The sequence below is a fragment of the Nocardia sp. No.11 genome (genome assembly GCF_038752175.1).
GTDB lineage: Bacteria > Actinomycetota > Actinomycetes > Mycobacteriales > Mycobacteriaceae > Nocardia > Nocardia canadensis.
Genome location: NZ_JBCGFB010000054.1, coordinates 26,653 through 40,480 on the forward strand (window position 1 = coordinate 26,653; position 13,828 = coordinate 40,480).

Here is a 13,828-nt window from a genome sequence, read left to right on the forward strand (position 1 = left end):
GACGGATTCTCGAGGGGGCAATGTTCAGCTATTCTGAACATCATGAACACCTCCGACGGCGGGCTCGGCGCCCGCCTGCGACAGGCGAGGACCGCGGCCGGCCTGTCGCTGCGGGAGACCGCGCGCCGCATCGAGGTCAGCGCCGCCACGCTGAGCGCCATCGAGACCGGCAAGACCGGCATCTCGGTCCCGCGCCTGCGGTCGCTGGCCACCGAACTCGACACGACGACCCAGTGGCTGATCGGCGAGGAGTCCGCGCGGGCACCGCAACCGCGGCCGCGCGGCGCCGCCCCCGCGGCCGACACCGCCCGCGCCTGGCGCCGATTCCCGCCGCTGGACATCGATCCCGTCCTCGCCGCCGCGATCGACTCCTTCGTCGAGACCGGCTACCACGGCGCCACCATGCGCTCGATCGCCCAGCGCGCGGGGATGAGCGTGCCCGGCGTCTACCACCACTACCGCGACAAGCAGGACCTGCTGGTGCGCGCGCTCGACCTCACGATGGACGAGCTGCACTGGCGGGTCGACGCGGCGCGTCACGAGGCGAGCACTGGTCGCGACCGGGTGACGCGGGTCGTCGAGGCGCTGGCACTGTTCCATACCCACCGGCGCGAGCTCGCCTTCATCGGCGCCAGTGAGATGCGCAGCCTCGAACCCGCCAACCGGCGCCGGATCACCGACTCCCGCAACGAGATCCAGTATCTGCTCGACGCGGATATCGACGCCGCGCTCACCGAGAACCAGCGCAGCACCGAACACGCGCGCGCCGCGGGCCGCGCGATCGCCACCATGTGCACGGCCCTGCCGCAGTGGTTCCGCCTCGACGGCCCGGCCACGCCCGAACAGATCGCCACCGACTACGCCGACTTCGCCCTCGGCGTCCTGGGCATCCCCCGCTGACGGTGCGGCCCGCCCCGAAACTCTCGGGGCGGGCCCTTCCCCATGCACCATGCGGCGCCGCCACGTCGCACGGCAGGGTCCATCGTAGACGGACCGACCTCATCTCTCCCGCAACCACACCCGGACTGCCGAGGACAACATGCCGGACCCCGGGTTGTCCGCAGATCTCACTATCGATTTCGCCCCGCACGATGCCGAGACGGGGATCGGGCCGGGCGAGCCGGCCTCAGGACGTGACCGCTTCCGCGCCCAGCGCGGCGAACCAAGCGAGGTAGTCGGCGGTGACGGCGCGCAGGCGGGCGACGGGCCAGTCGTCGGGATGGAGTTCGGCGGGCAGGACGGGGTCGGTGGTGAGGTGGTCCAGCCCGGCGCAAACAGCGGCGAATCTGGCTGTGGGGTCGGGGGTTTCGATGGCCGCCAGCAGCGCGTGACCGCGGGCGGACCAGTCGGCCAACGGCCAGAGCCGGGCGGCGAGGTCGGCGGGGTCGGCGACCGGGCGGGTGCGCAAGCGGAAAATGGTGTCGTCGAGGTCGGTCGGCCAGGCGCGGTCGAGGTTGGCCGGACGCATCCAGACACCCTCGCGCAGTTCGGCCAGCCGCAGCGAGAGCAGGCGCGCGCGCAGGGCGGCACGGTCGGTGGCGGGGCGGCCGGTGGCGGTGACGACGACCTGTTCCCAGTCGCCGGTCCACGGGAGCGTCGCCGGTTCGGCGAGTTCGGTGCGGCGGGCGCGCAACGCGGGAGCGAGGGTGTAGGCGCGGTTCTCCCGCATCAGCTCGCCCGCGGCGACCATGCGGGACACGGCGACGCGGACGGTCGCCTCCGGGTAGCCGAGGGTGGTGGTGGCGGCGCAGATCTCGCGTGAGGTCATCGTCGGCGAATCGGCAGCGATGAGAATCCGGACCAGCGCCGAGCGGGCCGATACCGGGCGGACCTCGGTATCGGGGCCGGTCACAGGGGGTTGCACGGATCGAGTCTACTTATTTCACTATTGCCACGGCCATCAGAAATATGTAACGTTGCCGACCATCAGCCGCCTCTCCGGCGTCGCCGACGACAAGGAGCCTCGCCCATGACCGCTACCCACCCGCTCGCCGGGCGCACGATGATCATGTCCGGTGGCAGCCGTGGCATCGGGCTGGCGATCGCCGTCGCCGCCGCTCGCCAGGGCGCCAATATCGTGCTGCTGGCCAAGACCGACGTGCCGGATCCGCGCCTGCCCGGCACCATCCACACCGCGGCCGCCGAGATCGAGGAAGCGGGCGGTCAGGCGCTGGCCGTGGTGGGCGACGTCCGGGACGAGGCCTCGGTGGCGAACGCGGTCGACCAGGCGGTGGAGCGTTTCGGCGGCATCGACTACTGCGTCAACAACGCCTCGGCGATCGCGCTGGCCTCCACCGAGGAACTGCCCATCAAGCGCTTCGATCTCATGCAGCAGATCCAGCTGCGCGGCACCTACCTGCTCTCCCGCGCCTGCCTGCCACACCTGCGCAACAGCGAGAACGCGCACATCCTGAGCCTGTCGCCGCCGCTGAACATGGCCCCGCACTGGCTCGGCGGACATCCGGCCTACATGGTCGCGAAGTACGGCATGTCGCTGCTCACGCTCGGCTGGGCGGCCGAGTACGCCGAACACGGCGTCGCGGCGAACTGCCTGTGGCCGCAGACGCTGATCGCGACCGCCGCGGTGCAGAACCTGCTCGGCGGCGACGAGGCCATCGCCAAGGCCCGCACCCCGGAGATCGTGGCCGACGCCGCCGTCGCCATCCTGGGCCGCGACGCCCGCACCACCACCGGCAACACCTACCTCGACGTCGATGTCCTGGCGGCCGAGGGCATCACCGATCTGTCCGGCTACGGCGGCTCGGGCACCCTCGAGTACGACATCTTCGTCGACCCGCCGCAGGCCTGACCTGGTGCGCTGGATCAGCTCTCCGCCACCGCGGTGATCTGATCCAGCGACACGCCCTTGGTCTCGGGCACCCGGCGGTAGCAGAACACCAGCGACACCGCCGAGATCGCCGCGAAGAGGAAGAACATCGTCGAGGCGCCCCACAGCTCGCCCAGCGGCGGGAACACCAGGGAGACCAGGAAATTGCCCGCCCAGATGAGGAACGTGGTGATACTCATCGCGGTGGCCCGGATCGGGGCGGGGAAGATCTCCGACAGCAGCAACCAGGTGGGCACGCCGACGCCGACCTGGAACGAGGAGATGTAGACGATCATCAGCGCCAGCAGCAGATAGCCGGTCGCGGTGTCCTGAGTCATCCGCTCGACCAGCGCCATGCCGACCAGCGCGACCACCATCACCGACAGGCCGATGAACATCAGCGGCCGCCTGCCGATCCGGTCGATCAGACTCATCCCGATGATCACGCCGATCACCGCGCCGACCCCGATCCCGATCGACGAGGTGATGGCCGCGTTGTCCCCCATGCCCGCCTGGGCCAGCGTGGACGGCGCGTAGTAGATGACGGTGTTCACCCCGACGAATTGCTGGATCAAGGCCAGCCCGACGCCGGTGACGAACAACGCGCGCACCTTCGGCTTCCGCAATTGATCCCGCAAACTGTCTTTGACGGCGGCATCGGCGGCTTCGGTTTTCTCGATGTCCTGAATTGTCGGCTCGACATTTTCCGGATAGTAGGACTGCCGCAGGACTTTCCTGGCGTCGTCCTCGCGGCCCTGTTTCAGATACCAGCGCGGTGAATCCGGCATGAAATACATACCGATGACCAAGGCGGCCGCGGGAATCGCCGCCATCGCCAGCATCAGCCGCCAGTTCCCGGTGGGAGCCAGCAGCGCGTTGACGATATAGGCCAGCAGCTGACCGCTGGCGATCATCAGGCTGTTCATCGAGACGAGCCTGCCGCGGTAGGTCGGCGGCGCGATCTCGGAGACATACATCGGCACCACCAGCGACGCGGTGCCGACCGCGACACCGAGGATCAGGCGGGTGACGATCATGACGTTCGCGTCCGGCGCCAGCGCCTGCGCCAGCGCGCCGACGAAGAACAGCCCGCCGGCCAGCAGCAGGGTCAGCCTGCGACCCCACCGATCGGCCAGCCAGCCGCCGGCGATCGAGCCGATCGCGGCGCCGACCAGCAGCGAGCTGGTGACGATGCCGACCTGGGCCTGCGTGAGGCCGAAGTCCGGAGTCAGGTAGACCAGCACACCCGAGATGACGCCGGTGTCGTAGCCGAACAGCGCGCCACCGAGCGCCGCGATGATGACGACGGTGAGCACGAACTTCTTGATCCTGGCCCGCATGGCCGCCCGGTCGGGCGTCTCGGCGCCGACAGGCGGTTCGGTCACCGGTGACACCAGCACCCGCCCGGTGTCGTCCTGGACCGTGCGCGACATCCGGACGGGGGTGTCGGAGTTCGGTTCGATGAGGTGGTCGGCGGGCCCACGCCCGCCGACCACCGGCGGGGTGAGCACACCTCCCGGCCCCTCGGGTTCCCGCTCGGTGGATCCACGCTGAGAATCGGTCATGTCCACACCTCCGCCGAAAGGGTCGGTCGATTCCTGCACCCTAATGGAGCGTCGAACATTTCCGGAAGCTCGAAATGATTCCGGAAGTATCGGCAACCCTCGGCGGAGTTCCGTTTCGGTCAGCCGAATTACCCCGGACAACTGCCTGACGCCGTGACGTGGAATTGCGGCCAGCGCACCGGCGCGTGGCGGTGATGCGGACGGGCCCGCGGCGAGTCGGGTTCCCCGAAAGGGACTAGTGGCGGTGCAGAGATCGCACGACGCCCGCGCCCCACAGCGCCAGCCACGCCGCGGCCCCCATGTACAGGACGTAGGCCAGCACGACGAGCTCGGGGCCGTAACTTCCCGCCCAGTCCCCCAGACGCAGCAGCGCGACGATGCCGAGGCCGAGCAGGGCGAGACCCAGGATCAATCCGGGCATCCCCAGCGGGCCGACCGACGCTTCGGTGGGCGCGGTGACCCGACCATCGCGGCCGGTAACTGACAGATTGCTATTCGATTCGAAGTAGATGCTGCTCATCACACTGAGCCCCCTTCCGGGTGGCCGTCCCGACACGGCCGGTTGCTGATCCATCCTGGATCTTTCGAGGCCCGCGACACCGAAGCGGGCAGGCAGGGCGTTTGTGACGAAAGGTCCGCGTCGACCCTGTCGTTGATCACAAACGGTTAACGTTCAGCAATTACGAGCGTGCCACCATCGGTAGCCGAATGGCAGTTGATGTGATCTGCATCATATCGAACAGATGTGCGACACGATGCGATAACGCGCGTTACATATCCGGCAAACACCCCTCGGAACTGGCGAAACCCGTCCACAACTGGACATTTGCTCAACAGGCCGACACTGCTGTGATTTATCGAACCGTTACGGCCCTGACGTGCGAAAACAGGCCGTGAGCAAACTGCGACACGGCTGCTACCCGTGCCGAGACCTCGGCCCCGTAGCGGACGGACCGGACACCGACGGCGGTACGCGACGCACCGGAACCGACACGCCCGGAACGGTTTTCGGGTATCACCGACAGGGACAGCATGCCGACACGCCGTCGTGCAGGCCGACGTCCGTGACTCCGTCGGCAGCAGCGTGTTCATCTCCCACTTCCGCTCCGGCGACAACGCCGAGACCATCGAGGCCGAGGCCAAGCTGCAGTCCACCTTCGGCCGCGGCCGCTGGCGCACCGATGCCGAGATCGTCGCGCTGTTCGGCGACCTGCGACTGCGGGAGCCCGGCGTGGCCGCGGCCGCCCGCTGGCACCAGGACGTGCCCACCGACGACAACGATTCGGCCCGCATCGGCTCGCCCGACCGGGAGCTCTCGGTCTGGGAGGAACTCATCGTGGCGGCCATCGCCGACAAGGTCTAGGGCGGTTCGTCCGGGTCGGTGACACCGGCGAAATTCGGGCCACGACATCTCGTCCGTTCGCGCGGGTGAACGCGTCACGTTCGGCTATCTTGTGCATCTAGTTTTTCTCGATGCTGCTGGATCGTTCGTGTCGCTTCGCCGCAAGCACGTGTCGCGTGAGATCCACGCCTCGTGTTTTCGGCGACCCTCATCAGACGAAGGACGCCGGTCACCATGCCCGCACCCGTTATCCTCCACGGCCGCATCGCACGGCTGGAACCCCTTGCACCCCACCATGTTCCCGGATTGACCGCAGCCTCGGTCGCACTCGGTCCGGCCGGGTTCACCGTCGTCCCGCACGGTGAGCAGGAGGCACGCACCTACGTCTTCCAGGCCGAGTCCGCCCAGCTGGCCGGCACCGCCCTGGCCTTCGCGATCGTCACCGTGGACGACGACTGCGTGGTCGGGGCGACCAGGTTCACCCGGCTCGACTACTGGCAGGGCCCGCTGAGCTGGCCGCTGGCCGCCGAGCCCGTCACCGCGCTGCCCGGCGGCTCGATCCCCGACGCCGTCGAGATCGGCAACACCTGGCTGACGCCCGCGGCGCGCGGCGGCGTGGTGAACCTCGAGTGCAAACTGCTGATGTTGACCCACGCCTTCGACGCCTGGGGCGTGCGCCGGGTGACCCTGCGCGCCGACGCCCGCAATCTGCGATCGCGCGCCGCGATCGAACGGCTCGGCGCGGTGAGCGACGGTGTGCGCCGGGCCCATTCGCGGGGACTCGACGGCGCGGTGCGCGACACCGCGTTCTACTCGATCCTGCACGACGAATGGGCGGGTGTGCGGCTGCGGATCACCGAGCAGCTCGCCGCCCGCACCATGCTGCCGCGCGCGCCGCTGATCCCCGCCACCGCCGAGTCGTTGCGGCCCTTGGCTTCTCCGATCGGCTGAGGCTCAGCTCCGGACGGTAGCGATCCGCTCCACGATCAGCTCGGCCAGCTCCCGCGGACGCTCCTCGGGCAGCCAGTGCGAGGCGCCGTCCAAGACGGCCAGGCGGTAGTCGCCGGTGACATAGTTCTCGGTCAGCTCGGCGCCGCGGCGTGACAGCGCCGAGTCACCGGAGCTCCAGACATGGGTCACCGGCACCCGCACCGGCGCCGAGATCGCGCGCTGGCCCAGCAGCAGGATCGCCCGGTACCAGTTCAGTGCCCCGGTGAGGGCGCCGGAATCGACGATCTCGGTGTGCACCCGGGCGATCATCTCCGGCGTCATCCCGGTGCCTGCCAGCACCCGGTCGAGCAGCTCGGGACGGGCGGTCAGCACCCGCTCGGGCAGCACCGGCAGCTGGAACAGACCCATGTAATACGAGCGGGCGAGCTGGTCGCTGCTGATCAGCGAACGGCGGAAGGCGCCGGGGTGCGGTACCGATACGGTCACCAGGGTGCGCACCAGGTCGGGCCGGGCCGCGGCGACCGACCAGGCGACCATGGCGCCCGAGTCGTGGCCGACCAGATGTACCGGCCCACGGTCGATCTCGCGGATCAGCGCGAGGATGTCGTCGATGAGTTCGGTGATCCGGTAGGCGAAGCGGCCGCGTGGCCGCGCACCCGGCGAGTAGCCGCGCTGATTCGGGGCGATGGTGCGGTAGCCGCGCGTGTTGAGCAGCGCGCAGAGTTCGGTCAGCGAGCTGGCGGTCTGCGGAAAACCGTGCAGCGCGAGGATGACCGGGCCGTCGATCGGACCGGAGTCCACCACATCGAAGCGGAGTCCGGCGCGGGTGTAGGAGGTCAGTCGGTTGCTCAAGGGACTCCGGTCGATCGACGGCCTAATTGACTGATGGGTAAATTACCTGGCGTTCAGTTGGCCGTCAACCATCCCGTCACCGGCCCGTTCCACCGTGCACGACGGCGACCTCGGTGCCGCCGAGGTCGAAGGCCCGGTGCAACACCCGCACCGCCTCGTCCAGGTCGGTGTCGCGGACCAGGACCGAGATCCGGATCTGCGAGGTGGCGATCAGATCGAGATTGATGCCCGCCTCGGCCAGTGCCTCGCAGAACGTCGCGGTGACGCCGGGATGGTTCTTCATACCGGCGCCGATCAGCGAGACCTTGCCGACACGATCGTCGTAGCGCACATCGGTGAACCCGATCTCGGCGCGCCGCTTCCGTAGCAGCGCCACCGCACGGGCGCCGTCGGCCGCGGGCAAGGTGAAAGTGATGTCGGTGCGGCCGGTGCCGGTGTTCTGCACGACCATGTCGATGGGGATCTCGGCGTCGGCGACCGCGCGGAACACCTGGGCGGCGTAACCGGGTTCGTCGGGCAGGCCGACGACGGTCACCTTCGCCTCGTTGCGGTCGTGGGCGACGCCGGTGAGCACCGCCTGATCGGCGGGAATGTCGGCCATCGAGCCGAACACGGTGGTGCCGATCGCATCGGTGTAGGACGACCGCACATGCACCGGAACGTGATAGCGGCGCGCGTATTCCACACAGCGCAGCATCAGCACCTTCGAGCCGCAGGCGGCCATCTCCAACATCTCCTCGTAGGAGATCTGGTCGAGTTTCTGCGCGTCCGGCACGATACGCGGGTCGGCGGTGAACACGCCGTCGACGTCGGTGTAGATCTCGCACACATCGGCGCCCAGTGCCGCGGCCAGCGCCACGGCGGTGGTGTCGGACCCGCCGCGGCCCAGCGTGGTGACGTCGCGGCTGTCCTGGCTGACACCCTGGAACCCGGCGACGAGCACCACCTCGCCGTCGTCGAGCGCGCGCCGGACCCGGTCCGGGTCCACCTCGATGATCTTGGCGTTGCCGTGCGCGCCGGTAGTGATCACCCCCGCCTGCGAACCGGTCAGCGACCGGGCCTCCGCGCCGAGCGCGTGGATCGCCATGGCCACCAGCGCGTTCGAGATCCGCTCGCCGGAGGTGAGCAGCATGTCCATCTCGCGCGGCGGCGGCGCGGGCGCCACCTGGCCCGCCAGGTCCAGCAGTTCGTCGGTGGTGTCGCCCATGGCCGAGCACACCACCACCACATCGTGACCCTGCTTCTTCGTCTCCACGATCCGCTCGGCGACCCGCCGGATCCGTTCGGCGTCCGCCACCGACGATCCGCCGAATTTCTGCACAACCAGGGCCATCCCTCGTCCTCTCCCCTGCTCGCCCACGCGTGACCCGCGGGTAACCCCTCCGAGTATCCCGGCATTTCTGGCACGGCTGTCCTGATTCGTGGTGAAAACGACTGCCGCCGAGCCGATTCGGCCGCGATACTGGCTGGACGGGGGTGACGTCCGCGGCGTTCGTTCCCGGCTCGACATCTCTCGGCGGTAAGGCGAATTCCCATGACCGATCAGCTCTTTCGTTCCCCACGTGCCTCGTTCGGGGTCGCCGTTCTCGGCACCGGAGCACTCGCCGCCGAGGTCGTGCGGATCCTGCGCGACACGGGCGGCGATTTGCGGGAACGCGCCGGTGCGGACCTGGTCCTCGCCGAGCCCGCGGAGCTGGTGGTGGACGCGACCGAGCACCTCGGTGCGGCGCACGCGGTGCTCGACGCGCTGCGCGCGGGACGCTCGGTGATCACCGCGAACACCGCGCTGGTCGCCGAGTACGGGCACCGGCTGGCCGCGACCGCCGAGCAGCACGGTGCCGACCTGTTCTTCGAAGCGGCGGTGGCGGGCGGTGTTCCGGTGGTGCGGCCACTGACCCAATCACTGTCGGGCGACCGGGTGAGCCAGGTGCTCGGCGTCTTTCCCCCCGAGCACAGCAGGCACGCGGCCGCGCAGGCGGCGATCCTGGCGACGCTGGCCTTCCACACTCGGGTGGAGGTCGGCGACGTGCAGTTCGAAGAGTCCGGGCCCGCGGCGGCGCCCGACCTCGCCGCCGCCGAGGCGTTGGGTCTGCGTCTGCGCACCCTCACCGTCTGCACCAGGATCGCCGAAGACGGTGGCAAGGAACAGGTCTCGGTCCGCGTCCACCCCGCGCTGCTCCCGGCGACCGACCCGCTCGCCCGCGTCGACGCGCCGTCCAGCGCGGTCGCCGTCGACGCCGCGGGTGCGGGCAGGCTGATGTTCTACGGTGACGGCGCCACCACGGCGACCGCGTCGGCCCTGCTCGGCGACCTCATCACCGCCGCCCGCAACCGCGTCCACGGCGGCCGCGCACCGCGCGCCTCCTACTACGCCCAGCTCCCCATCGCCCCGCTCGGCGACACCCCCACCCGCTCCTACCTCAACCTGCGCGTCACCGACCACGCCGGCGCCCTCGCCCAGGTCGCCGCGGTGTTCGCCGACAACGGCGTGAGCATCGCGCGCGTACGCCAGGAACACCGGGGCACCGACGCCCACCTGATCGTCCTCACCCACCGAGCCCGCGAGTCCGCACTCACCGACACGATCGACGCCCTCACCGACGCCCCCTGCGTCCGCGAGGTGCGGACCCGCTGGCGAATCGAAGGCACCGACGACTAGGCGCGTCGTGTCGCTGACCGCCGCTACAGGCTGAAGGCGATCGCGCGCAGGATCAGCACGGCGATGAATACCAGGGTGAAGGCCAGATCGATGCCCAGGCCGCCCATCCGCAGCGGCGGCAGGATTCGTCGCACGGGTGCGATCACCGGTTCGGTCGCGGCATGGGTGAACGACCGCGCCTTGCCGACCCAGTCCGGACCCTTTCCTGCCAAGGCCAGCCAATCGAGCACCATCCGCGCGAGCAGCACGAACATGAACACCGTCAGCGCGTAGCCGACCACGGTTCCGATGAGACTCATACGCCACTCCTTAGGAAGCCGCACTGGACCTCGTACCCGATCAACGCCGACCACCGCGCCGAAGTGTCCTTCCCGGATGGTTCTCAGCCGATTATCAGCCCTGGCTCGTCGTGGCCGAGGCTCCGCCGCGCACCGCCGCCGGGAGCAGTCCGGAGACAGCGCGAGCCCCGGGCGGTCGACCCGGGGCTCGCGTGGTGACGATCTACTTCTTGCGTTCCTTCTTCTCGCGCACGCGCACCGAGATGCGCACCGGCGAGCCGTCGAAGCCGAACTCCTCGCGCAGACGGCGCTCCAGGAAGCGGCGGTAGCCCGCCTCGAGGAAGCCGGTGGTGAACAGCACGAACGTCGGCGGGCGGGTGCCCGCCTGGGTGGCGAACAGGACGCGGGGCTGGCGGCCGCCGCGCATCGGCGGCGGGGTGGCCGCGATGACTTCCTTGAGCCAGGTGTTCAGACGGCCGGTGGAGATGCGCTTGTCCCAGGACTCGAGCGCGGTCTCCATCTGCGGCACCAGCTTCTGCACGGCGCGGCCGGTGTGGGCGGAGATGTTGACCCGCTGGGCCCACGGCACCCGCACCAGATCGCGGTCGATCTCGCGCTCGAGCATGTAACGGCGGTCCTCGTCGACCAGGTCCCACTTGTTGAACGCCAGCACCAGCGCGCGACCGGAGTCGGCGACCAGGCTGATCACGCGCAGGTCCTGTTCGGTGATCGGCACCGAGGCGTCGATCAGCATGATCGCGACCTCGGAGGCCTCCAGCGCCGACTTGGTCCGCAGCGAGGCGTAGAACTCGGTACCGGTGGCATTGGACACCTTGCGGCGCAGACCGGCGGTATCGACGAACTTCCAGGTCTTGCCGCCCAATTCGACCAGCGAGTCGACCGGGTCGACCGTGGTGCCCGCGACATCGTGGACGACCGAGCGCTCGTCGCCGGAGAGCTTGTTGAGCAGACTGGACTTGCCGACGTTCGGCTTGCCGACCAGCGCCACCCGACGCGGTCCGGCGGCGCCGGTGCCCTCGCGCGGGGTCTCGGGCAGCGCGCCGAGCACGTCGTCGAGCAGGTCGCCGGTGCCACGGCCGTGCGCGGCCGAGACCATGCGCGGCTCACCCAGACCCAGCGACCACAGGCTCGCCGCCTCGATCTCGACCTTCTGGTCGTCGACCTTGTTGGCCACCAGGATCACCGGGATCTTGGAGCGGCGCAGCTTGCGCACCGCGGCCTCGTCGGTGGCGGTGGCGCCGACGGTCGCGTCGACGACGAGCAGGATCGCGTCGGCGGTCTCCATCGCCACCTCGGCCTGCCGGGCCACGTGCTGCTGCAGACCCTTGGCATCGGGCTCCCAGCCGCCGGTGTCCTGCACCAGGAATCGGCGTCCGGCCCAGCTGGCCTCGTAGGAGATGCGGTCGCGGGTGACGCCGGGGATGTCCTCGACGACGGCCTCGCGGCGGCCGAGGATACGGTTCACCAGGGTCGACTTGCCCACGTTCGGACGGCCGACAACCGCGACGGTGGGCATCGCGAGGTGTTCGTCGCCCTCGTGCTCACCTTCGAGATCGGCGATCTCCCAGTCGGATTCGTCCGACCACGTGCCGTCTCCGACCAGTACCTCTTCGTCGATCATCGCGACCCTCCTGTCGTGGCCGAAAGCTGCTGGGCCACCACGCGGTAGAGCTCGTCGATGGTCTCGTCCATCGTCAGGTCGCTGGTGTCGACGAGCACCGCGTCGGCTGCGGGGCGCAGCGGCGACACCGTGCGGGTGGAGTCGAGGGTGTCGCGGCGCTGCACGTCGGCCAGCACCGCCGCGTAGTCGTCGCCGCGGCCCTCGCGGATGTTCTGGGCATTGCGCCGCTGGGCGCGCGCCTCCGCGGAGGCGGTGAGGTAGATCTTGGCGTCGGCGCCGGTGAGCACGACGGTGCCGATATCGCGGCCCTCGACCACGATGCGTCCGGACACGGCCGCGATCTCACGCTGCAGCGCGACGAGCTGCTCGCGCACCTCGGCGACCGCGGACACCGCGGACACCGCCTTGGTGACGGCATCGCCGCGGATCTCGGCGGAGACGTCCTCGCCGTCGAGCTCGATCACCTCGTGGCTGGGATCGGTGCCGATCGACAACGGCAGCGCCGCGACAGTGTCCGCGATGGCGGCGACGTCGGTCAGGTCGACCCCGGCACGCAGCACGCGCAGCGTCGCGACCCGGTACATGGCGCCGGTGTCGAGGTAGCGGGCGCCCAGGCGGGTCGCCAGCCGACGCGACACACTGGACTTGCCGGTGCCGGACGGGCCGTCCATCGCGACGACGAGCGTGCCGTCACCGGTCATCCGGTCGCCCGAGATCTCCACCGAGAAATCCACTCCGTTCACAGCTGCACCGCCTCGTAGAGTTTGCCGATCTCGTCGCGGCCGAGCACGCGCAGCGTGCCGGGACGCTGGTCGCCCAGCGCCACCGGGCCGATGTGGGTGCGCACCAGCCGGATCACCGGGTGGCCGACCTCGTCGAGCAGCCTACGCACGATGTGCTTGCGGCCCTCGTGCAACACGAGCTTGACCAGCGAGCGGCCCTCGTAGGCCTCGAGCAGCATGAACTTGTCGACCTTGGCCGGACCGTCCTCGAGCTCGACGCCCTCGCGCAGCCGCTTGCCGACCAGGCGGTAGTTGACCTCGCCGTTGACGGTGGCCAGGTAGGTCTTGGGCACCTCGAACGACGGATGCATCAGGCGATGCGCCATCTCGCCGTCGTTGGTGAGCAGCAGCAGGCCCTCGGTGTCGGCGTCGAGACGGCCGACATGGAACAGGCGCTGCCCGGCGGCGATCCGCTCGGCGACGATGTCACCGACGCAGGGACGGCCCAGATCGTCGGACATGGTGGACTGCCAGCCCTTGGGCTTGTTCAGCACCAGGTGCACCAGCTCGTCGCGGACGACGACACGGGTGCCGTCGACGCGCACGACCGCGTTCTCCGGATCGACGCGCAGACCCTGCTCGCGCACGATCCGGCCGTCGACCTCGACGCGACCGGCGGCGATCATGTCCTCGGCCGCGCGGCGCGAGGCCACACCGGCCTTGGCGAGCACCTTCTGCAACCGTTCGCCTTCGCCCCAGGGCAGCTTCTTCGGGCCCTCGGTGTTCTCGGCGTGCTGGTGCCGGGCCGGCTTGGCGTTGTTCAGGATCGTCGGGGCGACGACCTTGCGCTGCGGCTTGGCGTTCTTGGTCTTGCGCACGGGCGCCTGCGACGTCGCGGGACGGGCGGTGCCGCCCGCGCGCTGGGTCCCCCGTGCCGGGCTGCCCGCCGAGCCGCGCTGGTAGCCACCCTCCCGGCGGTCGTCGCCGCCG

General features: G+C 69.7%; 14 protein-coding genes. 5 read left to right on the forward strand and 9 right to left on the reverse strand.

Annotation, left to right across the window (positions count from 1 at the left end; all coding sequences use genetic code 11):
- Positions 1–42 precede the first annotated feature (42 nt).
- A complete protein-coding gene (locus V8688_RS17785; RefSeq protein ID WP_218717898.1) occupies positions 43–900 on the forward strand; it encodes a TetR family transcriptional regulator in 858 nt (285 codons plus the stop codon).
- Positions 901–1,126: 226 nt separating this feature from the next.
- On the opposite strand, the gene V8688_RS17790 is transcribed toward V8688_RS17785, so the two are convergent.
- A complete protein-coding gene (locus V8688_RS17790) occupies positions 1,127–1,864 on the reverse strand; it encodes a PaaX domain-containing protein, C- domain protein (protein ID WP_342801281.1) in 738 nt (245 codons plus the stop codon).
- A gap of 105 nt (positions 1,865–1,969) precedes the next feature.
- On the opposite strand from V8688_RS17790, the gene V8688_RS17795 reads away from it, so the two are divergent.
- Complete coding sequence (locus V8688_RS17795; protein WP_218717899.1) at positions 1,970–2,809, forward strand: NAD(P)-dependent oxidoreductase; 840 nt, start codon at positions 1,970–1,972, stop codon at positions 2,807–2,809.
- Positions 2,810–2,823: 14 nt separating this feature from the next.
- Here V8688_RS17795 and V8688_RS17800 read toward each other — a convergent pair whose 3' ends face one another.
- A complete protein-coding gene (locus tag V8688_RS17800; protein ID WP_342801282.1) occupies positions 2,824–4,392 on the reverse strand; it encodes a sugar porter family MFS transporter in 1,569 nt (522 codons plus the stop codon).
- A 235-nt stretch (positions 4,393–4,627) separates the two neighbouring features.
- Entirely contained in the window at positions 4,628–4,912 is a 285-nt protein-coding gene (locus tag V8688_RS17805; RefSeq protein WP_218717900.1) for a hypothetical protein, read from the reverse strand.
- A 528-nt stretch (positions 4,913–5,440) separates the two neighbouring features.
- Here V8688_RS17805 and V8688_RS17810 point away from each other — a divergent pair.
- On the forward strand, positions 5,441–5,755 hold the full coding sequence (locus tag V8688_RS17810; protein WP_342801283.1) for an SAM-dependent methyltransferase: 315 nt from the start codon (positions 5,441–5,443) through the stop codon (positions 5,753–5,755).
- Between the two features lie 213 nt (positions 5,756–5,968).
- Positions 5,969–6,685: a GNAT family protein gene (locus V8688_RS17815; protein ID WP_218717902.1), complete on the forward strand. Its 717-nt coding sequence runs from the start codon at positions 5,969–5,971 to the stop codon at positions 6,683–6,685.
- Between the two features lie 3 nt (positions 6,686–6,688).
- Here V8688_RS17815 and V8688_RS17820 read toward each other — a convergent pair whose 3' ends face one another.
- Together V8688_RS17820 and V8688_RS17825 are read right to left on the reverse strand one after the other, a co-directional pair.
- Positions 6,689–7,537, reverse strand: a complete 849-nt coding sequence (locus tag V8688_RS17820) for an alpha/beta fold hydrolase (RefSeq protein WP_342801284.1) — start codon at positions 7,535–7,537, stop codon at positions 6,689–6,691.
- A 76-nt stretch (positions 7,538–7,613) separates the two neighbouring features.
- Positions 7,614–8,870: an aspartate kinase gene (locus V8688_RS17825; RefSeq protein WP_342801285.1), complete on the reverse strand. Its 1,257-nt coding sequence runs from the start codon at positions 8,868–8,870 to the stop codon at positions 7,614–7,616.
- Positions 8,871–9,071: 201 nt separating this feature from the next.
- On the opposite strand from V8688_RS17825, the gene V8688_RS17830 reads away from it, so the two are divergent.
- Positions 9,072–10,196 (forward strand): ACT domain-containing protein, encoded by a 1,125-nt coding sequence (locus V8688_RS17830; protein WP_342801286.1) that lies wholly within the window; start codon positions 9,072–9,074, stop codon positions 10,194–10,196.
- Positions 10,197–10,219: 23 nt separating this feature from the next.
- Here the strand turns inward: V8688_RS17830 and V8688_RS17835 are convergent, their stop codons facing one another.
- From V8688_RS17835 to V8688_RS17850, 4 genes are all read right to left on the reverse strand, one after another.
- Positions 10,220–10,495 (reverse strand): YggT family protein, encoded by a 276-nt coding sequence (locus tag V8688_RS17835; RefSeq protein ID WP_316574144.1) that lies wholly within the window; start codon positions 10,493–10,495, stop codon positions 10,220–10,222.
- A gap of 202 nt (positions 10,496–10,697) precedes the next feature.
- Positions 10,698–12,116 carry a ribosome biogenesis GTPase Der gene (gene der / locus V8688_RS17840; protein WP_218717907.1) on the reverse strand — a complete coding sequence of 473 codons (1,419 nt, stop codon included), beginning with the start codon at positions 12,114–12,116 and terminating at the stop codon, positions 10,698–10,700.
- Positions 12,113–12,817, reverse strand: a complete 705-nt coding sequence (gene cmk / locus V8688_RS17845) for a (d)CMP kinase (protein WP_218717916.1) — start codon at positions 12,815–12,817, stop codon at positions 12,113–12,115. The genes der and cmk overlap by 4 nt, the downstream gene beginning before the upstream one ends.
- A 38-nt stretch (positions 12,818–12,855) precedes the next feature.
- Positions 12,856–13,828: pseudouridine synthase (locus tag V8688_RS17850; RefSeq protein WP_342801287.1), on the reverse strand; the 973-nt coding region annotated here is incomplete at its 5' end.